Annotated in this window: 22 protein-coding genes; 8 read left to right on the top strand and 14 right to left on the bottom strand. The window is 40.4% G+C overall.

The window, feature by feature from the left end; all coding sequences use genetic code 11:
- From lnt to galT, 5 genes are all read right to left on the bottom strand, one after another.
- The gene (gene lnt, locus ACPEEM_RS02030; RefSeq protein WP_424407558.1) at nucleotides 1-1,545 is read right to left on the bottom strand and encodes an apolipoprotein N-acyltransferase; all 1,545 of its coding nucleotides are present in this window, start codon (nucleotides 1,543-1,545) and stop codon (nucleotides 1-3) included.
- Between the two features lie 59 nt (nucleotides 1,546-1,604).
- A complete protein-coding gene (gene corC / locus ACPEEM_RS02025) occupies nucleotides 1,605-2,507 on the bottom strand; it encodes a CNNM family magnesium/cobalt transport protein CorC (protein ID WP_424402607.1) in 903 nt (300 codons plus the stop codon).
- Between the two features lie 120 nt (nucleotides 2,508-2,627).
- Nucleotides 2,628-3,656 carry a galactose-1-epimerase gene (galM, locus tag ACPEEM_RS02020; protein WP_424407556.1) on the bottom strand — a complete coding sequence of 343 codons (1,029 nt, stop codon included), beginning with the start codon at nucleotides 3,654-3,656 and terminating at the stop codon, nucleotides 2,628-2,630.
- The gene (gene galK / locus ACPEEM_RS02015) at nucleotides 3,650-4,807 is read right to left on the bottom strand and encodes a galactokinase (RefSeq protein WP_424407554.1); all 1,158 of its coding nucleotides are present in this window, start codon (nucleotides 4,805-4,807) and stop codon (nucleotides 3,650-3,652) included. Before galK ends, galM begins: the two co-directional genes overlap by 7 nt.
- Before the next feature lie 85 nt (nucleotides 4,808-4,892).
- Nucleotides 4,893-5,939: a galactose-1-phosphate uridylyltransferase gene (galT, locus tag ACPEEM_RS02010; RefSeq protein ID WP_424402604.1), complete on the bottom strand. Its 1,047-nt coding sequence runs from the start codon at nucleotides 5,937-5,939 to the stop codon at nucleotides 4,893-4,895.
- A 223-nt stretch (nucleotides 5,940-6,162) separates the two neighbouring features.
- On the opposite strand from galT, the gene ACPEEM_RS02005 reads away from it, so the two are divergent.
- The 5 genes from ACPEEM_RS02005 (at nucleotide 6,163) to ACPEEM_RS01985 (ending at nucleotide 11,864) form a co-directional block, all read left to right on the top strand.
- A complete protein-coding gene (locus ACPEEM_RS02005; RefSeq protein WP_424402603.1) occupies nucleotides 6,163-7,170 on the top strand; it encodes a substrate-binding domain-containing protein in 1,008 nt (335 codons plus the stop codon).
- Between the two features lie 185 nt (nucleotides 7,171-7,355).
- The gene (mglB, locus tag ACPEEM_RS02000; RefSeq protein WP_424402602.1) at nucleotides 7,356-8,348 is read left to right on the top strand and encodes a galactose/glucose ABC transporter substrate-binding protein MglB; all 993 of its coding nucleotides are present in this window, start codon (nucleotides 7,356-7,358) and stop codon (nucleotides 8,346-8,348) included.
- A 70-nt stretch (nucleotides 8,349-8,418) separates the two neighbouring features.
- On the top strand, nucleotides 8,419-9,939 hold the full coding sequence (mglA, locus tag ACPEEM_RS01995) for a galactose/methyl galactoside ABC transporter ATP-binding protein MglA (RefSeq protein ID WP_424402601.1): 1,521 nt from the start codon (nucleotides 8,419-8,421) through the stop codon (nucleotides 9,937-9,939).
- A gap of 26 nt (nucleotides 9,940-9,965) precedes the next feature.
- Nucleotides 9,966-10,976: a galactose/methyl galactoside ABC transporter permease MglC gene (gene mglC, locus ACPEEM_RS01990; protein WP_424402600.1), complete on the top strand. Its 1,011-nt coding sequence runs from the start codon at nucleotides 9,966-9,968 to the stop codon at nucleotides 10,974-10,976.
- Nucleotides 10,977-11,237: 261 nt separating this feature from the next.
- The gene (locus tag ACPEEM_RS01985) at nucleotides 11,238-11,864 is read left to right on the top strand and encodes a YchE family NAAT transporter (RefSeq protein WP_424402599.1); all 627 of its coding nucleotides are present in this window, start codon (nucleotides 11,238-11,240) and stop codon (nucleotides 11,862-11,864) included.
- A 136-nt stretch (nucleotides 11,865-12,000) separates the two neighbouring features.
- Here ACPEEM_RS01985 and ACPEEM_RS01980 read toward each other — a convergent pair whose 3' ends face one another.
- The 3 genes from ACPEEM_RS01980 to ACPEEM_RS01970 form a co-directional block, all read right to left on the bottom strand.
- Entirely contained in the window at nucleotides 12,001-12,843 is an 843-nt protein-coding gene (locus tag ACPEEM_RS01980; RefSeq protein WP_424402598.1) for a cysteine ABC transporter substrate-binding protein, read from the bottom strand.
- A gap of 25 nt (nucleotides 12,844-12,868) precedes the next feature.
- The gene (locus tag ACPEEM_RS01975; RefSeq protein ID WP_424407552.1) at nucleotides 12,869-13,600 is read right to left on the bottom strand and encodes an amino acid ABC transporter ATP-binding protein; all 732 of its coding nucleotides are present in this window, start codon (nucleotides 13,598-13,600) and stop codon (nucleotides 12,869-12,871) included.
- A 183-nt stretch (nucleotides 13,601-13,783) separates the two neighbouring features.
- Nucleotides 13,784-14,158 (bottom strand): helix-turn-helix domain-containing protein, encoded by a 375-nt coding sequence (locus ACPEEM_RS01970; RefSeq protein ID WP_424404356.1) that lies wholly within the window; start codon nucleotides 14,156-14,158, stop codon nucleotides 13,784-13,786.
- Nucleotides 14,159-14,311: 153 nt separating this feature from the next.
- On the opposite strand from ACPEEM_RS01970, the gene ACPEEM_RS01965 reads away from it, so the two are divergent.
- Complete coding sequence (locus ACPEEM_RS01965; RefSeq protein WP_424405519.1) at nucleotides 14,312-14,944, top strand: transferrin-binding protein-like solute binding protein; 633 nt, start codon at nucleotides 14,312-14,314, stop codon at nucleotides 14,942-14,944.
- A gap of 61 nt (nucleotides 14,945-15,005) precedes the next feature.
- Entirely contained in the window at nucleotides 15,006-15,554 is a 549-nt protein-coding gene (locus tag ACPEEM_RS01960; protein WP_424405517.1) for an integrase, read from the top strand.
- Nucleotides 15,555-15,703: 149 nt separating this feature from the next.
- On the opposite strand, the gene ACPEEM_RS01955 is transcribed toward ACPEEM_RS01960, so the two are convergent.
- The 6 genes from ACPEEM_RS01955 to dsbC form a co-directional block, all read right to left on the bottom strand.
- Nucleotides 15,704-16,372 carry an amino acid ABC transporter permease gene (locus ACPEEM_RS01955; protein WP_424405515.1) on the bottom strand — a complete coding sequence of 223 codons (669 nt, stop codon included), beginning with the start codon at nucleotides 16,370-16,372 and terminating at the stop codon, nucleotides 15,704-15,706.
- Nucleotides 16,362-17,021 (bottom strand): amino acid ABC transporter permease, encoded by a 660-nt coding sequence (locus ACPEEM_RS01950; protein ID WP_424402593.1) that lies wholly within the window; start codon nucleotides 17,019-17,021, stop codon nucleotides 16,362-16,364. The genes ACPEEM_RS01955 and ACPEEM_RS01950 overlap by 11 nt, the downstream gene beginning before the upstream one ends.
- A gap of 267 nt (nucleotides 17,022-17,288) precedes the next feature.
- A complete protein-coding gene (locus tag ACPEEM_RS01945) occupies nucleotides 17,289-17,978 on the bottom strand; it encodes a 5'-methylthioadenosine/adenosylhomocysteine nucleosidase (RefSeq protein ID WP_424402592.1) in 690 nt (229 codons plus the stop codon).
- Nucleotides 17,975-18,670, bottom strand: a complete 696-nt coding sequence (locus tag ACPEEM_RS01940; RefSeq protein WP_424405513.1) for a thiol:disulfide interchange protein DsbA/DsbL — start codon at nucleotides 18,668-18,670, stop codon at nucleotides 17,975-17,977. Before ACPEEM_RS01940 ends, ACPEEM_RS01945 begins: the two co-directional genes overlap by 4 nt.
- A 10-nt stretch (nucleotides 18,671-18,680) precedes the next feature.
- The gene (recJ, locus tag ACPEEM_RS01935; protein ID WP_424405511.1) at nucleotides 18,681-20,402 is read right to left on the bottom strand and encodes a single-stranded-DNA-specific exonuclease RecJ; all 1,722 of its coding nucleotides are present in this window, start codon (nucleotides 20,400-20,402) and stop codon (nucleotides 18,681-18,683) included.
- Between the two features lie 61 nt (nucleotides 20,403-20,463).
- Nucleotides 20,464-21,147, bottom strand: a complete 684-nt coding sequence (gene dsbC, locus ACPEEM_RS01930; RefSeq protein ID WP_424407550.1) for a bifunctional protein-disulfide isomerase/oxidoreductase DsbC — start codon at nucleotides 21,145-21,147, stop codon at nucleotides 20,464-20,466.
- 147 nt (nucleotides 21,148-21,294) lie between these two features.
- Here dsbC and prfB point away from each other — a divergent pair.
- A protein-coding gene (gene prfB, locus ACPEEM_RS01925; RefSeq protein ID WP_424402588.1) for a peptide chain release factor 2 occupies nucleotides 21,295-22,393 on the top strand; the annotation gives its coding sequence in 2 pieces (ribosomal slippage) (nucleotides 21,295-21,369 and nucleotides 21,371-22,393; 1,098 coding nt in all).
- Nucleotides 22,394-22,441 lie beyond the last annotated feature (48 nt).

Raw genomic sequence — 22,441 nt, 5'->3', positions numbered from 1 at the left:
CTATGTCGTGGTATGTTGCCACAAGCGACGTTTCAACACGCCTCCCACCAAACGCAACAAGACAAGCAGTAAGGCTAAGGCATAAAGCGGTTTGTTACCTAATACCGCATAAGGGGTTTTCCCTGTTGTCGGTGCAATGTGATGGGTTAAGCTGGTTTCCACAAATTGTGGGGCTTGTGCCACGATTTTCCCTTTTTCATCGATAAAAACACTGATCCCTGTATTGGTCGCACGAATCACGGGCTTACCCAATTCTAAGGCTCGCATTCTTGCCATTTGCAAATGTTGCCACGGACCGATGGAATCCCCAAACCAAGCATCATTAGACACGGTGAGAATAAAATCACTGTCTGGCTGTAAATTCTGGCGTAACTGCTCACCTAAAATAATTTCATAGCAAATGGCTGGGGTCCATTTTCGTCCTTTCACAGGCAAAGGGGATTGCTGCTCATCGCCAGATTGAAAGGCAGACATGGGTAAGTTAAACACGTGCCCTAAAGGTCGTAACAAGGCTTCCAAAGGCACATATTCACCAAAAGGCACTAAATGATGCTTATTATAACGCGGGGCATCCTCTAGCTGATAAGGCTTGTTTGGATTCCCTAATGCGACGATCGAATTAAACAATTTGTCCTGAGCAACATCATGATAAATGGATCCAATCATCACTTCCGTGCCAAGGTGCTGTGCCACTTGCTGTAATTCTGTAAAAAAAGGTTGAATCTGATTTTCCAAAACAGGCAAGGCAGATTCTGGCAAAATAATCACATCACTTTTGCCCAAATGCTGAGCAATTAACCTTTGGTAAATGGCTAAGGTGCGATATAAATATTCTGGTTCCCACTTCAAATTTTGTTCAATATTCCCTTGTGCTAAAGTCACCTTAAGGGCTTTCTCTTGCTCGGGTTTCACATAATCCACTTGATCACTATAAGCCGCTAAACTTGCCATGATCAGTAATGCTAGCGTATTGGCGATAATTAACGGCACTTTTTTCTCTGAAGCCAGTAAGGCACTCGTCAGGCTAAAGATCACTGCACTGACCCACATGACAAAAAACGTCAGCCCTTCCACCCCAAATAAAGGGGCAATCCCTGCAAACGGGCTGTCAATTTGGGTATAACCGAATTGTAGCCAAGGAAACCCCGTGAACACCCAGCCTCGCAAAAATTCCGTCAAAGTCCAAATGACGGGAAACATTGCCACACTTTGAACTTGAAAACGTTTTACCAAATAAGCAAACAGCACAGGATATAACGCCAGATAAGCAGAAAGTAACACCACCAAGAGATAACTCACCACCACTGGAGCACCGCCAAAATGATGAATACTGACATGCAACCAATGTACCCCAAAGGTAAAAAAGCCCATGCCCCACAAAAAGGCTGAGAAAAGTGCGGTGCTTTTTGAAGAAGTTTTGACAACCCAAAGCAAGCCTAGCAGGGAAAGATAAGCACATCCCCAATAATCAAAAGGTGAAAATGCCAGCACCCCCACCACACCAGAGATAAACGCAATAAGATAAGTCAAAAATGTCTGTCGCATAATAGTCCAAATAATTAAGCACGAGTAAAACCCGTGCTATTTGATTGATAATCTAAAATTTATTCTTCTTTATTGTCTTCGGCTTTTTCAATCTCAGCGAGTTGATCATCGCTGACGGTAACCCGCAATTGGATAATACGGCGACTGTCTGCCGAGGTAACTTTAAAGCCGATGTTTTCAAGCGTAATTTCTTCACCCCGTTTTGGTAGATAGCCAAAGGCTTGCATTACCACCCCGCCGATGGTGTCCACTTCTTCATCTTCAAAATGGGTATTAAATTGTTGATTGAAGTCATCAATATCCGTTAACGCTCGCACCGCATAAGTATGGCGAGACAGTTGGCGAATATTGACCACTTCTTCTTCATCAAATTCATCTTCAATATCGCCCACAATTTGTTCGAGAATATCTTCGATCGTCACTAACCCCGATACTGCCCCAAATTCATCAACCACAATTGCCATGTGAAAACGTTCTGAACGAAAATCTTTCAACATGCGATCGACACGTTTACTTTCAGGCACAATCACCGCAGGGCGTAGTAAAGGTAACAAATGAAATTCTTCCGCATTGGAACGTAAAAAACGTAATAAATCTTTGGCATGCAAAATGCCTGCAATATTATCTCTTTCATCTGTCATGACAGGAAAGCGAGAGTGTGCAGATTCAATAATGGTATCAAGGCAAGCATCTAAATTCTGTTCAGTTTGAATAAAGACAATTTGCGAACGTGGGATCATAATATCCCTGACACGCAATTCCGCAATTTCCATCACGCCTTCGATCATTTCTCGGGTATTTTGATCGATAAGCTCATTTTGTTCAGAATCACGGATCACTTCTACCAGTTCTTTACGGTTTTTCAGCTCCCCCTGAAATAAACGCCCAAAAAGCGATTGGAAGAAACTTTTTTTATTTGAATGCTCTGTTTGGATTGAATGTGATTGGTCTTCGTTGGTCATAAAATTTTGAATCGGTCTCCGTTAACATTGACCTTTGAAAATTAACACATTTTAAAATAGATAGCAAAAAAAAGCCCCAGACAGAGGGGCCAAAGGAACTAACATTCGCATTTATCGTTATTATAAGAATTTAAATTTTGTCCAATGATGATATTTTTCATTGGCTTGACTCATTCCCCCCAATGACCACCATTCTTGATGATTGGGAGTATCAGGCAAGGCTTGGCTTTCCAAGGCAATGCCCGCATAGTTTTGATAAACCCCGCCATGTCGTCTTGGCGTTCCCGCTAAAAAATTACCCGTATAGACTTGTAAAGCAGGCTGTGAAGTAAACATCTGTAACTGTAAACGCCGATCGGGTGCGGTTAAGATCGCACAAGGCACATCTTGCTGTTTATTTAATAAGAAAGCATGATCATAACCATTCACGGCGATCTGCTCATCTTGTAAAAAATCCTGAGCAAGTTTTTTTTCTGTTCGAAAATCAAAACTCGTTTGTTGTACGCATTTAAGTGGGGCATTAGGAATCCCTTCCTTATCCACCGGTAAATAATAATCTGCATGTAAGCACAAAAAGTGTGAACGAATATCAACTCCCTGTTCTGCGTTCACTAAGTTAAAGTAAGCGTGATTGGTTAAGTTTAATGGCGTATCCTTATCACTGATTGCATCAAAAACGAGTTCAACACAATTGTCTTCTGTCAAAGTATAAGTCACCACAACCTCGACATTTCCCTGAAACCCTTGATCACCATCAGGCGAAAATAACATAAAACTGACTGCATTTTCACTGCACTGACCAACACGCCAACGTTGCTTATCAAAGCCCACCATTCCCCCATGTAAATGATGAACACCTTGATTCGCCTTTAAGCTAATCTGCTTTCCATTTAAATGAAAGTCGCTGCCTGCAATACGGTTAGCATAACGACCCACCGTTGCCCCTAAATAGGCATCCTGAAAAGGATAATCCTCTAGTTTGCAGCCGACTAAGACTTCTCGCAACTCCGTTTGCACAGGCACCTGACAAGTAATCCATGTCGCCCCCCAATCCATGATTTGAATAGACATTCCATTGCTGTTGCTGAGCGTAAACACATGGTAAGGTAAACCATCAGGTGCCGTTCCTTGTGCCGTTTGGACTAGCATACATACACTCCCTGTGATGCTGTACAAACATAGAAGTCTTCTTTTAGTCCCGTCTGTTTTTCATAATTTTCTGCAATAATTTGGCGTACAGCTTCCACTTTTTCCACTGGGGCAACAGCAACAATACATCCACCGAATCCTCCACCAGTCATACGGGCACCACCTGTATCGCCGATAGCCCATTGTGCAAGCTCTACCAAATAATCAATTTCTGGCACGGTAATTTCAAAATCATCACGCATTGAATCATGGGATTGTGCCATGAGTTTCCCTAACAATGTTAAATTTCCACACTGCAATGCCTTCACGGCATCCTGTACACGCTGATTTTCCGTCACCACATGGCGAGCACGTTTCGCCACATCTGCATCAAGTGCGGTCAATTCTGCTTCTTTTTCTTTAAACTGCTGAAAAGAAACATCACGCAATGCCTTCACACCGAAAAATCTTGCTGCCATCTCACATTGTTGACGACGAGTATTATATTCTCCAGCCACTAAATCATGTTTTACATGTGAATTAACAATCATCACAGCCACATCCTGTGGAATTGGCGTTGGAGTGGTTTCCAAAGTACGGCAGTCAATCATCAAAAGATGATCTTTCTGACCGAGAGCAGAAATCAATTGATCCATATTGCCACACTGGCAACCTACAAATTGGTTTTCTGCTTTTTGCCCAATTAATGCAATTTCCGTATTGCTTAGAGGCAAGTCAGCAAGTTGTTGACAACATTTCCCCACCGCCACTTCTAACGATGCGGAAGAACTTAACCCAGCTGACAAAGGCACATTGCCCGAAATCACTAAATCTGCACCACAACAAAAAGTAGGAACGCGTTCTTTAAGAAATTTCACCATCCCTCGGACATATCCCGTCCATTTTTTATCGGGATTGGGGTGAATTTCTTGGTTGATATCAAACTCATCCCATTCTTGTAAATCCCCTGCATACACCTTAAAAATGCCGTCATCACGTTTTCGAGCACTGATGGCGGTACCATAATTAATGGCACAAGGCATCACAAAACCTTCATTGTAATCCGTATGCTCACCAATAATATTCACTCTTCCTGGTGCATAAACATTCACCTCTGGCTGTCCTTGAAAATGTTGTACAAACAACGATTTCGCCAAGATTAATGGTGTCATAAGTATTCCCTTTTCATTTATTTCATGATTGAAAGCGTTTAATGACATATCAACCCCGTCATTTTTCGCATTTTTTTATTGTTATTTATTGTTGTTTATAGTGAATATCACTCAACACTCGTAACCGCTCAGCTGCTTGTTCTGCGGTAAGGTCACGTTGCGATTCTGCCAACATTTCATACCCCACCATAAACTTGCGTACAGTGGCTGAACGTAACAAAGGTGGATAAAAATGTGCATGTAACTGCCAATGTGCATTTTCTTCACCATTAAAAGGGGCGGCATGAAACCCCATTGAATAAGGAAAAGCTGTTTCAAATAAATTGTCATATTTGGTGGTTAATGTCTTTAACGCTAAGGCTAAATCTTTCACCTGCTCATCATTTAAATCCGTCAAACGTTTTACATGGGCTTTCGGCAATAACAAGGTTTCAAAAGGCCACACTGCCCAATAAGGCACAACGGCAAGCCAATGTTCCGTTTCCACCACAATCCGCTCTTTTAACTCAAGTTCCCGTTTGACATAATCCACCAACATCACGGAACCGTATTTTTGCCAATAGGCTCGCTGGGTTTGATCGGCTTTTGCCACTTCGTTCGGCAAAAAACTATTTGCCCAAATTTGCCCATGTGGATGGGGATTAGAACAGCCCATCGCTGCCCCTTTGTTTTCAAAAATTTGCACCCATGGATAACGCTGTCCCAGCTCATTTAACTGCTGTTGCCAAACTCGCACCACCGCTTCGATTTCTTCCACCGTTAAAAGTGGTAAGGTTTTGCTATGATCGGGTGAAAAACAAATCACACGGCTTTCCCCTTCTGCTTTTGAGAGTTGAAATAAAGGATCATCACTCTTTTCAGGCTCTGGGGTCTCTTCTAATAACGCCGAAAAATCATTTTTAAATACATAGGGCTTGTGGTAATCAGGGTTCAATGCCCCAGTAATTCGCTTGTTACGAGGGCATAAATAGCAATTGGGATCATGAGTCGGTTTATTTTCTTCACTCACTTTTTCTTGCTGTCCTTGCCAAGGACGTTTTGCCCGATGTGGGGAAACCAGCACCCATTGGTCTGTTAATGGGTTATAACGACGATGAGGATGTGTCGTTGGGTCAAATTGCTGATGAGTCATCTCCCCCTCCCCCTTCAAAATGAAAGCGTTTACAATTATTGTCGCATAAGATAGCAAATTTTACAAAATAAACTGTTAACTAGATCACAAAATTTGTCATTCATGGTAAAAAAATGCTGATTTTTGTGATTAAGCAAACATTTTTAACGGTAAGCGTTTTCAAATTACCCCTATTTTTTATATGATAATAGACCATGCTATTTAATGATTAGAGGTAGGAAAAATGATTACAATTCATGATGTTGCAAAACAGGCTGGCGTGTCTGTGGCAACCGTATCAAGGGTGTTAAACAATCATCCTTCTGCAAGTGCCAAAGCTCGCCTTGCCGTAGAAAGTGCGGTCGAAAAATTAGGTTATCAGCCTAATGCCAATGCCCAAGCACTTGCCATGAAAAATACGGAAACCATTGGGGTGGTGGTAACCGATGTTACCGATCCCTTCTTTGCCATCTTAGTAAAAGCGGTTGATAAAGTGGCTGAAGAATACAAAAAAACCATATTGATTGGGATTGGCTACCACCATGCCGAAAAAGAAATGGACGCCATTGACACCTTGTTGCGTAAACGTTGTAGCTGTTTAGTGGTACATTCAAAAGCCCTGAGCGATCAAATCTTACAAAACTATCTGGCAAAAGTGCCTGGTATGGTTATCATCAATCGCATTGTTGAGGGTTATGAAAATCGTTGTGTGAGTTTAGATAATGAAAAAGGCACCTTTCTTGCCACTGAAATGCTGATTCGTTTAGGGCATAAAAATATTGGTTATATTGGCTCAAATCACTACATTTCTGATGAATTAGAGCGTCAAAATGGTTATTTAAATGCGTTACAAAAACATCATATTCCTGCCATAGAACACGCCATTACTCATAGTTCCCCAGATTTTGAAGGGGGGGAAGAAGCCATGATTAATTTGCTCAGCTATAACACCAATCTCACCGCTGTTGTTGCCTATAATGATTCCATGGCGGCGGGGGCGATTTCCGTTCTCAATGAAAATAACATTCAGGTTCCAGAACAGTTTTCCATTATTGGGTTTGATGATATGCCCATTGCCCGTTACCTGATCCCAAAACTCACAACTGTTCGATATCCCATTGATCTTATGGCAAATTATGCCGCTAAATTGGCATTAAGTTTGGTGAATACGGAAATCAAAGCTCCAAGTAACATACAATTTAATCCGACTTTGGTAAGACGTTTTTCAACTGAACAAGTCATAGAACCATAAGCATATCGCCATAAATTGTGATCTTATTAACACTTTTATGACATCTTTGTAATCGCTTTCACAAATGTGAGTAAGATCACAGTCTTTGGGAAGATTTTCCAGTATGATGCAGTCAGTTATCTAGGCTCAAATGAGTGGGAAGCGAAAGGATAACACTATCCATGAATATAAACAGGAGAGTTACTATGAAAAAAACCGTATTGAGTACAGTGGCTTTAGCAGTAGGTCTAGGAATTGCTTCATCATCTCTGCAAGCAGCAGATCGTATTGGTGTAACCATTTACAAATATGACGATAATTTCATGTCATTAATGCGTAAAGAAATCCACAAAGAAGCACAACAATTCAAAAATATTGAATTATTAATGAATGACTCCCAAAATGCACAAGCCATGCAAAATGACCAAGTTGACGGCTTAATTTCTAAAGGGGTAAAAGTGTTAGCAATCAATTTAGTTGACCCTGCCGCCGCCCCAACCATTATTGGTAAAGCAAAACTAGATGATATTCCTGTTGTATTCTTCAATAAAGATCCGGGTGCAAAAGCCATTGCCAGTTATGATCATGCCTATTATGTGGGGACCGATCCGAAAGAATCAGGTTTAATTCAAGGTTCATTAATCGCGAAACATTGGAAAGCCAATGCAAATTATGACTTAAATAAAGATGGCAAAATTCAATATGTTTTATTAAAAGGTGAACCAGGACACCCTGATGCGGAGGCTCGTACCAAATTTGTGATCGAAGAATTGCATCAGCAAGGCATTCAAACCGAACAATTATTTATTGATACTGGCATGTGGGATGCGGCATTAGCAAAAGATAAAATGGATGCATGGTTATCTAGCTCGAAAGCCAATCAAATTGAAGTGATTATCGCCAATAACGATGGCATGGCGATGGGGGCATTGGAAGCCATGAAATCACACGGCAAAAAATTACCGATTTTTGGTGTAGATGCCTTACCTGAAGTCTTACAACTGATTAAAAAAGGTGAGATTACGGGTACCGTGTTAAATGATGGGGTGAACCAAGGTAAAGCTATTGTGCAATTAAGTCATAACTTAGCACAAGGTAAAGCACCAACGGAAGGCACCAAATGGCAATTAAAAGATCGTGTTGTTCGTATCCCTTATGTCGGGGTGGATGCAGATAATTTAGATAGTTTCCTAAAATAAATCATATAACAATAAATCAAGTCGTCATCATTTTGGGGAGGCTTGCCTCCCCACTTTATGTGAGGTGGATATGACAACGCAAATTTCAACTCCAAACTCTGAAATCCTGCTCACAATGACAAATGTCAGTAAATCCTTTCCCGGTGTTAAAGCACTTGATCATGCCAATCTTACCGTGCGATCACATTCAGTACATGCATTAATGGGGGAAAATGGGGCAGGAAAATCCACATTATTAAAATGTTTATTTGGTATTTACAGTAAAGATGAAGGGGATATTCTCTTTCTTGGCAAACCTGTGAATTTCAAAACCTCTAAAGAAGCCCTAGAAAATGGCATATCAATGGTTCATCAAGAACTTAATTTGGTGAAACAAACCACGGTGATGGACAACCTTTGGCTTGGTCGCTATCCACTCAAATTTGGCTTTGTTGATCATCAGAAAATGTACCGTGATACCAAAGCCATTTTTGAAGAATTAGACATTGATATTGATCCCAAAGAGAAAGTGGCGAAACTGTCCGTCTCACAAATGCAAATGATCGAGATTGCGAAAGCCTTTTCCTATAATGCCAAAATTGTGATCATGGACGAACCCACCTCCTCTTTATCCGAAAAAGAAGTGGATCACCTTTTTAATATCATTGCCAAGTTAAAACAGCGGGGTTGTGGCATTATTTATATTTCTCATAAAATGGATGAGATCTTCAAAATTTGTGATGAAATCACCATTCTCCGAGATGGTAAATGGATTAATACTGTTGAAGTCAAAAATAGCACCATGGAACAAATTGTGTCCATGATGGTAGGACGTGAATTAACCCAACGCTTTCCTGCCAAAACAAACGAGCCTAAAGAAGTCATCTTAACTGTCGAAAATCTCACCGCACTTAATCAACCTTCTATTCAAAATGTGAGTTTTGAACTCAGAAAAGGCGAAATTTTAGGTATTGCAGGCTTAGTCGGTGCAAAACGGACAGATATTGTTGAAACGATTTTTGGGGTACGTGAACGCCAATCGGGTGTCATTAAACTGTATAACCAAGAAGTCAAAAATGATAATGCCTTTGAAGCCATCAATAACGGCTTTGCCTTAGTTACAGAAGAACGCCGTTCCACGGGGATTTATGCCAATTTGAGCATCGAATTTAACTCGCTCATTTCTAATATGAAATCCTATATTAGTAAACTTGGCTTGTTAAGCTATACCAAAATGAAAAGTGATACCCAATGGGTGATTGATGCCATGAAAGTGAAAACGCCCTCGCACAAAACCCATATTGGATCCTTATCTGGCGGTAACCAACAAAAAGTGATTATTGGTCGTTGGCTGTTGACCCAACCTGAAATATTAATGCTTGATGAGCCAACACGAGGCATTGATATTGGTGCGAAATTTGAAATTTACCAGCTCATTATGGAATTAGCGAAAAAAGATAAAGGCATCATCATGATTTCCTCTGAAATGCCCGAATTATTAGGGGTCACAGATCGTATTTTGGTCATGAGTAATGGAAAAGTGGCAGGGATTGTGAATACCGCTGACACCTCACAAGAAGAAATTCTCCAACTCGCCGCAAAATATTTATAACACACAGAATAATAAGGACATACATTATGGCTGCGTTAAAACAAAATAAATCCCTTGAATTCTTTAAACAAAATGCAATTTATTTCGTCTTATTAATTTTACTCGGCATCATCATTATTCAAGATCCCACTTTCTTGAACTTACGCAACTTCAGTAACATCTTAACCCAATCTTCTGTGCGTTTAATTATCGCACTCGGTGTGGCAGGTCTTTTAGTGACTCAAGGGACAGACTTATCCGCTGGTCGCCAAGTGGGGCTTGCAGCGGTTATCTCCGCCACCTTGCTACAAGCCATGGACAATTTTAACCGTGTTTTTCCAGATTTACCTGAATTGTCAATCCCACTGGTGATTTTCATTGTTTGTGCCATTGGTGCGATTATTGGCTTAGTGAATGGCTTAGTGATTGCGTATTTAAATGTTACGCCCTTTATTGCCACCATGGGAACCATGATCATTATTTATGGTATTAATTCCCTGTATTACGATGCCGTTGGTGGCTCTCCGATTGCGGGTTTTAACGAAACCTTCTCCGCATTTACACAAGGTTTCTTTAAATTCGGTTCATTTAAACTGTCTTACATTACCATTTATGCGGCTATCGCTACTTTCCTCGTCTGGATTTTATGGAATAAAACTCGCTTTGGTAAAAATATCTTCGCCATTGGTGGCAACCCTGAGGCAGCACGAGTATCGGGCGTGAATGTAGCACGCAATTTAGTGGTGATCTACATGATCGCAGGGATGTTCTACGGTTTCGGAGGAATGTTAGAAGCTGGTCGTATCGGTTCTGCAACCAACAACCTCGGTTTTATGTATGAGCTAGATGCTATCGCGGCTTGTGTCGTCGGGGGCGTATCATTTGCTGGCGGTGTTGGCACGGTGATCGGTGTCGTCACAGGGGTGATTATCTTTACGGTCATCAACTACGGTTTAACCTATATCGGCGTTAACCCATACTGGCAATATATCATCAAAGGGAGCATCATCATTCTTGCCGTAGCCATTGATTCCCTTAAATATGCGAAGAAAAAATAATCTCAAAAACTCAACGTTTTCTCTTTCAATTCATGTCAAGGCGGACTCATTGTCCGCCCTTCTCCTTGCCTCTCCTTCTTACCCTTTTCCCATTGCAAAAACTTTTCGAAAAATGACCGCACTTTAGCCCCTTCACCCTACTTATTGGCTGTATAAATGCACACTTCCTCACCGAATTTTCCATCCGGATGTTTGCCTATTGCGGGCTGGCTCCCTATAATGTGCAACCATCAATTAACTCATTTTTTATAAGGGTTCAAAATGGATTTAACCATTTATCTTCAATTTTTTATCAGCCTGATTGCCCTAGTGAATCCTATTGGGGTCGTCCCCGTTTTTTATACCATGACCTCCACATTCACCAAGGAGCAACGTAATCAAACTGGCTTCATTACCTGTTTTTCTATTGCAGTAATATTGCTTGTCAGTTTTTACTTCGGACAATTCATTTTAAATTCATTTAATATTTCGATTGATTCATTCCGAATTGCAGGCGGTATCATTGTGGTATTAATCGCCTTAACCATGATCAACGGTAAAATCGGGGAACATAAAATCAATAAAGAAGAAAAAAGTGAAAATCTTGAAGAATACAATAATATTGCCGTTGTCCCACTTGCTATGCCTATCATGGCAGGTCCCGGCTCAATTAGTGCGACCATCGTCTTTGGTTCCAGACAGCATCAAGCGATGGATTACCTTTATTCTTCTCTCACCATTATTCTCTTTGCCGTCACCTGTTATTTGCTCTTCCGCTACTCAGAACCGCTGATTAAAAAACTCGGCAAAACAGGGGCAAACGTCATCACCCGTATCATGGGCTTACTTTTAATGTCGTTAGGGGTGGAAATTATCACCAGTGGATTAAAAAACATCGGCGTTTTCTAACCCGATAAAGACGATATTCTGGCGAGTAAAAGTGCGGTCAAAATGTGAAAAGTTTTGCTGTCATTCCTAACTCAAGACAACAAAATAGGGAATAGTTCAACGTCCCCTTGGTATGTATCAAGGGGACGTTTTAACATTATTTGGCAAGTAAATCTTCTTTCTCACCATAAACAGGCACTAAGGTTTTTTCGTAAGCTGCTTTTAATTTGCCATTGGTTTTAAAGGCAGAGATTTCCTGATTAATGAAGTCTAACAACGCTTTATTGCCTTTTTGTACAGCAGGTGCGATGTTTTCTTGTGGACCTAAATTGCCAATGCCCACATCAAAATTCGGGTTCTCTTTTGCCCATGCCCACAACAAAGCATTATCATGAGCTAATGCCACCCCACGACCATCTTTCAACGCATCAAAGGTTTCTGTGTTTTGGTCAAATTTCAACAAATTGATCTCTGGGTGATGTTTGCTGAAATAAGCATCTGCCGTAGTCCCTTTGTTCACAAGCAAGGTTTGCCCTTTTAATTGTGCAATATCCGTAATAGGTGCATTTTTTGGTGAAACCACACCTAATGCCACCACCATATAAGGATTAGCAAAATCCACCACTTCTTCACGGGCAGGGGTTTGAGTAAAGTTGGCTAAAATCAAATCCACTTTGTTAGATTTGAGGTATTCCACACGGTTTGCCGCTTCCGTAAGCACAAACTCCACTTTATCAGGGCTACCCAATAAATCATTGGCGATCTCTTTGGCAATTTCCACATCGAAGCCTTGGTTTTTACCGTTTGCATCTACATAGCCAAACGGAGGTTTATCACCAAAAACGCCAATGCGAATGACCCCTTTTTCTTTCAGCTGTGCGACACTGTCTTTTTCTCCTGTCGCATTTTTTGTCGACGTATTGGCATTATCACATGCTGTTAATGCCAATGCGGCAACCGTTGTTGCGAAAACTGTTTTAAGTATTGTGTTGAGTTTCATAGATTGCTCCTGTAAGAAAGTCGTTTTAATAATTCATACCATAAAGAAATTGTTTGGCTCGTTCTGTTTGCGGTTGATGAAAAAATTGTTCTGGTGTCGCTTGTTCAATAATTTCACCTTTATCCATAAACACAATCCGATCTGCCACCTTTTCAGCAAAGCCCATTTCGTGTGTCACAATCAGCATCGACATACCTTCATTCGCTAATTCCAACACCACATCAAGCACCTCACGCACCATTTCAGGATCAAGAGCGGCGGTGATTTCATCTAGCAACAGCACTTCAGGATTCATACACAAGGCACGAACAATGGCAATACGCTGTTTTTGTCCACCTGATAATTCTCGAGGAAAGGCTGTTTTACGATCCAATAGTCCTACCCGTGCAAGTAGCTTATCTGCCTGAGCTTCAGCTTCTGCACGCTCACGATGTTGGACTTTTAATGGCCCAAGCAGAATATTATCAATCACATTCAAGTGGGCGAATAATTCGTAAGATTGGAACACCATACCCACCTTCTGGCGAGATTGCTCCCAACTCAAATCGACCCCAAACTCCCCTACACCAGCCATGGTAATTTTTCCGCCTTGTTTTTGTTCTAAGCTATTAATACAGCGAAGCAATGTACTTTTGCCACAGCCAGAAGGTCCTAAAATCACCACAACTTCACCTTTGTGTAAGGTTAAATCCAAGCAAGGAATCGCCACGGTGTTGCCATAGGTTTTGTGTAATTGTTGGATTGAAAGTAATTCCATTGTGTTTTTCCTAAAAAAAGTTGTACTGATTTTGCCGAAAACTAAAACAAAAACCAAAGGCTTAGATGTTATTTTTTATACGTTTTAGTTATATATAATGTATATCATATTAGGGAATTGAAATAGATTAGCACTAAATTGTACAATATTAATCTTATTTTCTACGGCATTTGTCTTTTTTATTTATTTATTTATCGAATCCAAAAAGTTGATCAAATTACGCTTTTGTTCACTTGATAATTTTGCCCAATGGTAATCAAGACGCTGTTTTAACGCATCATTACGAATAGGTACGTAATGTTCTCCAGTAGAAAAGGTCAAGTTTTCCGCTTTGCTATCAGCAAAAAACCAACTGATTGGTGTTTTTAAAATCACAGCGATATTAACCAAATGTGCTACATTGATTTTTGTTGCGCCTCGCTCATAACGGGAAAATTGCTGTTGCGAAACACCAATTTGTTCTGCCAAAACTTCTCCAGTAAAACCAAGTTCTCGGCGGCGTTGCACAATCCTTCTCCCAATTGCTAAATCCACATCAGTAGCCATAAATTTGGTCATTTTTATTTCTCATCAAAAGTTACTCAATGAGCGATATTTTTTATGATTTCTACTCTTGTCTTTACTTCCATACAGTTGTATATTTCAATTTATACTCAATTATTGAGTATTTTTTCAACTTCACTCAATTTCCCAAGTTTAAGGAGAAACAAAATGAAAATCGCAAAATTAGCTTCTTTAGTCATTTCAATTAGTGTACTTGCTGCCTGTGGAGGTGGTGGCGGGGATGGTGCTGGTACTGCAAAAACACCAGATGGTGATAACATTAATTTAACTCTGAGTGATAAAGGAACAATTGCTGGAAAAACCAGAGATGGTATTTTGCTTGGGCAAAATAATGATTATTCATTTTATGGTGTTTGGAAAAATAACGCTGAAACATTGAAAGAGCTTCGCTATCAAGGAGAAAGAGCAACTAACATTCCTGATTCAGGAATTGCTACTTACAAAGGTGATGCTGTTTGGTTAAGTGGTTATGATAAAGGATTCTCAAAAGGTGGGGTTACTACATTAAATGTAGATTTTGGAGCCAAAACAATAGAAGGCAACATCAAATTTTCTGTATTTAATGGTGATGAATTTAGACGTGATATTACTTTACATAAAGGTGGATTATCAGGGGCCGAATTCTCAGGTAAAGCTAGTGTAGTTGGTAATGATAGTGGTCGTTATGAGGGGGCTTTATTTGGTAAAGATGCTAAAGAAGCGGCTGGTTTAGTTCAATTCGAAAAAGCGAATTCATTGGGAATGGATCTTGATGTCAGTTTTGGTGGTAAAAAACAGTAATTTTATCTTTTAGGCGATTTATCTATATAAGATAAATCGCTTTTATTTTAGGAGTTTTTATATGAAAAAATTGTTATCAATTATATTTATAAGCATATTATTAACAGGATGTGCTGTACCTATTGAAACCAATCAATATTCTCCCCAAAATTACGTGAAAGTTGATGGTGAAATTAGGTTAGGTAATTTCTCATATTTACCAGCAGAATTAGGCTATGTTAAAGTTAATCAAATTGAGAATACTGCTTTGGGTTCTTTCATGATTAATGAGCCTATCGTTGATTTAGTAAAAAGAGCAACTGCATTAGAATTACGTCACAGTGGTATTGCTTTAGATGGAGATAAGAAAACATTAGAAGTAAAAATTAAGAAATTTAAGATGGATGATCTTGGATACAGTGTCGACTGGTTTTACACCGTAAATTATAACATTATAGATAATAAATCTAATCGTTCTCTTTTAGATAAGGAATATACTTCTACAATGCGAACAACAAAATTTGTCACATCATTAGCAGAAATTGGGAACATACTAAATAAAGTGGTAGCTTCTAATTTCGATAAATTTATCAATGATTATGATGCAAGAAAAGCATTAGAGAAAAAATAACCTTTAATGAGTCAACATCTATAAAGTTGGCATAGTAGACATAAAATGCCACAGTTTTGGTCTACTATGCCCTCAAAAATAAAGGAATGCTTTTTTGGTTTATTCGTTATATTTTAACTTTCCTCCCCCCTCAAACCAAATCTCTGTAACTAGCTTTGCCAACGGTGTTCTAGACGGCTTGCCCAGAGTGAAAGCGGATAGCACATTAAAAAATAGAGGATGAAAATCAAACCATAGACAAAAAAGGAGGCGGTTGGATTCGTGAACAATGCATTTTCAATAATTTGTTGCCCCACTTTCACCACTTCAATAACACCAATTAATGCCGCTAAGGAACTGGTTTTGATCATACGGGTAAATAGGTTGATCACCCCAGGTAATACCCGTCTTGTGCCTTGTGGTAGTTCAATATAGTAAAAAATTTGCCAAGGCTTTAACCCCAGTGCTTTTGCCGATTCAACTTGGTGTTTTTCAATTGATCCCAATGCACCACGCACCAAATCGCCCATTTCTGCCGTTCCCCACAGCACAAACACCCAAACACATACCCAGAAACCGCTAATATGCCAGCCGAACCATGTGGAAAGCCCAAAATAAAGCATAAACAACCAAACCAAAATCGGGACAATACGGATAGTTTCAAGATAAATTCGACATAATCCCTGCACAATTGGACTTTTTACTCGCATTAGCAAACCAAATAATGTTCCAGCGATCAAAGACAAGCCCACAGAAATAAACGAAATTTGAGCAGTCAGCCAGAGACCTTGTAACAAGCGGAGTGCATTCTGCCCTTCCCATAACCATTCAAACCCCATATTTCGCTCTCCGTATACGATTTTCGGCATAACGTGCCAATAATGAAATTGGCAATAAAATGACCAAGTAGCTGATAAATAAAAGAAATAAGGCTTCGTTAGTTTTGTAATCCATGCCGATAATATCTTTGGTGACAAACATTAACTCCGCCACCGCGACGGCACTAATGACCGACGATTCTTTAATTAAAAACAGCACATTTGCACTCACAGCAGGAAGAGAAATTGCCCAAGCTTGTGGAAAAATCACATAGCGAAAAGTTTGCAAGGGTGTCAAGCCAATGGATTTTGCCGCTTCAATCTGCCCGATGGAAATTGCAAGCAACCCTGCCCGAATGGCTTCAGCCATATAGCTTGCTCCTAGAAAAACCAAGGCGATAACACCGCAAGTAAAGCCATCCCATTTAATCCCGATTTTCGGTAAACCATAATAAAGAAAAAACAATTGGATCAACAACGGCGTGTTGCGAGAAAGCTCAATATAGGCTCTCGCAATCACATAAAGAGGACGAAATTGATAAGCCGTGACAACGGCAATCAGGATGCCGAATAAAAGTGAAAATAAGATTCCCCAGAAAGAGAGTTGCAACGTCACCCATGCGGCTTGCACAAAGCGAGGAATCACATCAATAAGATAAGACCAATTCATTATTATCTATCAAAAAATAAAAATTGATGAAAGTGTACCGATTTTTTAGCGGAAATCGAAAGGCAAAAAGGTTATTTATTATACTGATATGGAATAAATATTAAAAGGTTTATACAAAAAATCACATATTTTATGTGCCAATTCCATTAATGCATTCAACGCCATTGAGAAAAAGAAAAGGTCTTAAGCGACCTTTTCCGTTTTCTCGCCGTTCAAAACGGATAAAATTTTGACCGCACTTTCTTGATACGGTGATGTGTTTTTTGCTTAAAGTTGGGCTAACATGGCGAGCACCATTTCGGAAGACTGTTTTGCAGCCAAGGGTAAAAATTCTTCAAAAGACATACTCGCTTCCCCATCACCACTGTCTGAAATGGCACGCACCACCACAAAAGGCAAGTTAAAAGCGTAGCACACCTGTGCAATTGCCGTGGCTTCCATTTCCACCGCTAACACTTGTGGAAAATCTGCCTTAATTTGTGCTAACTTTTCCCCCCCATGAATGAAGCTATCGCCAGAACAAATTAAACCACGTTTCACTTGATGACCTTGTTGGTGGGCAATTTTTTCTGCTAAATCCACCAATGATTGATCAGATTGAAATGCTTCTGGACAGGCTGGAAGTTGTCCTTTCGCATAACCAAATGCGGTAACATCGGCATCATGATAAAGGGTTGCCGTGGAAATCACGATATCCCCCACCTTCAACCCCGAGGCAACACCGCCCGCTGAACCCGTGTTAATGATCAAATCTGGTTTTGTCATCTGTAATAGAATGCTTGTTCCCATGGCTGCTGCGACTTTCCCAATACCTGATTGTAAAAGTGCCACAGATTTGCCTTGAATTGTCCCTTCATAAATGACGCAACTCGCCACTTGGGTGGTGGTTTTGTCTTCCATTAAGTTGGCTAACATTTCCACTTCTTGTGCCATCGCACCGACAATACCAATTTTCATTCTTTTTGTTTTTCCTTTATTAATTTATTCACTAAAAAATCTAACACCGCAAAACTGTAATCATCACTATACAATGTGCTTGCGGTTAACACATATTTTCCTTCAATCACCACATAAGGGAAGGTGAAAACACCATATTCTTCGGTCAGTTTTTCTGCATCACTGATTTGTCTGTTGACGAGAGAAGAATAATAAGCCTGATTAAATGCCTCAACATTCACACCTTGCTGATTCAACCATTCTCGCAATTCATTTAAATGAGATAATTGGGTATAGCGTTGTTTTTCGGCAGTTTCAAACAATAATAAGGAAGAAATATCTTCCGCCCCAATGGCTTTCAACGCATAAAAAACTCGTGCAGAATAGTGCACGTCTTCTGTGGCAACGGGGTGAATATCCACATCGACTAAATCCCAATGGGTTTGAGAATAAAGCTCCAAAATATCCTGAGCGTAAGAACAAACACGACAATCATAATCAAAGAAAAATTGAATTAAGATACGATGAGGCTCCCCCCTCACTGAAAGAGGTTCTTGATAGGAAAAATAATCTTTTCCTTCTTGGAAATCTGGCTCACTGTTCAAGGTATGATGACCTTGATCAGATTTTGGCGATAAGGTGCCCGTTCCATTCATTGCTAATGTCGCTTGTGATATAACTAACAATAACCACACGAATCCGATACGCCACATTTTGTTTATTTTATTCCCCTAGCGGTAACAGATAATCCACTAATAGCTGAACATTTCGCTGACCTCTAAATTCATTAATCGCTAACTTATAGGCCAATTTTGCGTTTTTAATCGACAGGTCAGGATAATAACGAGTATCAATATTAAAGGCAATGGCATCAAGCAATGGTCCCCCCTGTTTTGGCTCGACCATCATTTTTAAATGCTTTTCCCCCACTAAACGCTGTTGCAAAATGTGAAATTCACCATCAAACATCGGCTCAGGAAAGGCTTGTCCCCAAGGCCCTGCTTGCTTTAAAGCATCTGCTGTATCTAAATTGAATTGTTGGCTTTGTAATTCGCCATCGGTCCATACAATGCCTTGTAATTGTCCTTCATCTAACCAGTCTGTCACGATTTGATTAAAGGCGTGTTCAAACGCCTGAAAGTGGCTGGCTCGAATGGTTAATCCTGCTGCCATGGCATGCCCACCAAACTTTAAAATCATATCTGGATGCGTGCAATGAATACGCTCTAAGGCATCTCGTAAATGCAGCCCTTCCACTGAACGTGCAGATCCTTTTAAAATGCCTTCTTGATCTTGTGCAAAAGCCACCACAGGGCGATGGTATTGATCTTTAATGCGAGAGGCTAAAATGCCTAATACACCTTGATGCCAATCTGCCTGATATAAAGCAATCCCCATTGGCAGGCGTTGTTTAAGTGCGGTCAAATTTCGGCAAATTTCAAGGGCTTCGAGTTTCATCCCCTGCTCAATTTCTTTACGGGTTTGATTTAAACCATCTAACTCCAAAGCAAGTGCACGAGCCGTTTCCATGTTTTCCGCTAGGAGTAATTCCACCCCAATCGACATATTATCCAAACGCCCTGCGGCATTTAGGCGAGGGGCAATGGAAAAGCCTAAATCCGAAGAAGAAAACTGGCTAAGCTCTCGGTTCGCCACCTCTGCCAATGCTCGAATCCCGTAGCGACAATGCCCTGCTCGAATACGTGCCAACCCTTGATAGGCAAGAATACGGTTATTTTGATCCAGTGGAACCACATCTGCAATGGTGCCTAACGCCACCAAATCCAATAATGCGGTGAAATTAGGCTGAGTGTCAGGCGTGAAGATCGCAAGTTCGCGAAATTTTGCTCGTAGTGCCAACATCAAATAAAAGGTCACACCCACGCCAGCTAAGGATTTGGACGGAAAATCACAATCGATTAGGTTAGGATTAATAATGGCATCGGCATCGGGTAAATGATCTGGCGGTAAATGATGATCCGTAATCAACACCTTCACCCCTTGTGCCTTTAAAAAAGCCACGCCCTCCACAGAAGATACCCCATTATCGACGGTCATGAGTAGCTGAACATGTTTTGCTAACGCCTCTTCTGCAACCGCAAGACTTAAGCCATAACCTTGCTCAAAACGATTAGGGATCAAAAACTCCACATCCGTAAACCCTAATTGACGTAAAGCTAATACCGCTAAAGCCGTACTGGTTGCACCATCCGCATCGAAATCTCCCACAATCACCACTTTTTGTTGTTGAAAATAGGCGTCGACGAGCAAATCTACCGCTGCCTCAATGCCTCGTAAACGCTGAGGATGTAGCAAGGCAGTTAAAGTGCGGTCTAATTGCTGAGCGTTTTGAATATGACGGGCTCGGTATATTCGATCTAATAACGGATCGGCACACACAGGCTCCCCGGAAGGGACACGTCGGCGTTGAATTAATTTATGCACAGAAAAAGTTTCCTAAGGTAAAATAAGCGAAGGACGCATAATGCGTCCTTTTTCTTAGTGATTAGTGAGATAACTCAATTAACAAATCCGCTGGTTTTAAATAGCCACCAATCACTCGACCTTTCTCCGTGATGATCGTTGGTGTACCACTTACCCCAAATTGTAAACCTAATTGATAATGTTTTTTGGTGATATCTGGGGCTTTCAAGGTTTTAGGGGCATTCCCATTCACCATTTCAGTTAATGCAAATTGCGGATCTTTTGCCGTAAAGGCAGCTTCCATTTCACCTGCTGTTTTTGATTGCAAGCCCGCACGAGGGAAAGCAAGATAGCGTACGGTAATACCTAAATTGTTATATTCTTGAATCTGTTTATGTAACACTTTGCAATAATGACAAGTACTATCCATAAACACGCTGATCACATGTTTTTCCTCTTTTGCAGGATAAATGACCATTTCGTTTTTATAGCTGTTTAATTTATCCAGTAATAATGCCGCTGAAACATCCTTTACCCCCGTTTCAGATACCGCATACAATTTACCATCTAAAATGTACTTACCGTCTTCAGTAATGTAGAAAATACCGTTATTGGTCAATGCCGTTTTAACGCCTTTTAAAGGGGAATCACTAAGTTGAACTTCTGAGATCCCCATTTTGTTTAATTGCGTAGTCAGAGATTGCGAGTTCGCAAACGCCACAGTGGAAGCAATTAACATAAAAACTGCGGTGAAGTATGTTTTCATTTCTTTCTTCATATCCATAATAAAATAGCCAATTGGCTAATTATAAAGAGATTCATTATTTGTGCAAGTAGGGCGGAAAAATTGCCTACCATAACGCCCTAAAATAGCTTATAATTCTGTTTCATTTTGTCTTTAATCATCTGAATTATGTTTGAAATTAATCCTATCAAAAATAAAATCTCAGACCTAACCGAACGCACGCAGGTGTTGAGGGGGTATCTTTGACTTCGATACCAAAGTTGAACGTTTAGAAGAAGTCAATGCAGAATTAGAACAACCTGATGTATGGAATGAGCCCGAAAAAGCACAGGCTTTAGGGAAAGAACGTGTTGCTTTAGAAGCCGTCGTGAATACTATCCATACACTAGATCAAGGTTTGGAAGATGTAGAAGGTCTACTTGAGCTGGCTGTTGAGGCTGAAGATGAAGAAACCTTCCATGAAGCCGTAACGGAGTTAGAAGAATTAGAACAACAACTGGCGAAATTAGAGTTTCGTCGTATGTTCAGTGGTCAACATGATGCGGCAGATTGCTATGTGGATTTACAAGCGGGCTCAGGCGGCACCGAAGCACAAGACTGGACCGAAATGCTATTGCGTATGTATTTACGTTGGGCAGAAAGTAAAGGCTTTAAAACCGAACTAATGGAAGTGTCTGATGGTGATGTCGCAGGCATCAAATCTGCCACCATTAAAATATCGGGTGAGTATGCTTTTGGTTGGTTACGCACAGAAACGGGAATTCATCGCCTCGTACGAAAAAGCCCATTTGATTCCAACAACCGCCGCCATACCTCTTTTAGTGCCGCTTTCGTGTATCCTGAAATTGATGATGATATTGATATCGACATTAATCCTGCGGATTTACGCATTGATGTTTACCGTGCCTCGGGTGCTGGAGGACAGCATGTGAACAAAACAGAAAGTGCGGTACGAATTACCCATATTCCAAGTGGAATTGTGGTGCAATGCCAAAACGATCGCTCTCAACATAAAAACAAAGATCAATGTATGAAACAGTTGAAAGCGAAATTGTATGAAATGGAATTGCAAAAGAAAAATGCCGACAAGCAAGCCATGGAAGACAGTAAATCTGACATTGGTTGGGGCAGTCAAATCCGTTCTTATGTCTTAGATGATTCACGGATTAAAGATTTACGTACTGGCGTGGAAAATCGCAATACCCAAGCAGTATTAGACGGCGATTTAGATCGTTTTATTGAAGCCAGTTTAAAAGCAGGATTATAAATCATCATAAGCTGGGTGCTGACTCAGACCGTTCTCAGCTGCAACAAA

The sequence above is a fragment of the Pasteurella pantherarum genome (genome assembly GCF_049670885.1).
Lineage (GTDB): Bacteria > Pseudomonadota > Gammaproteobacteria > Enterobacterales > Pasteurellaceae > Pasteurella.
Note: the sequence above shows the minus strand (reverse complement) of the source record. Positions and strands in the feature narration are given on the sequence as shown.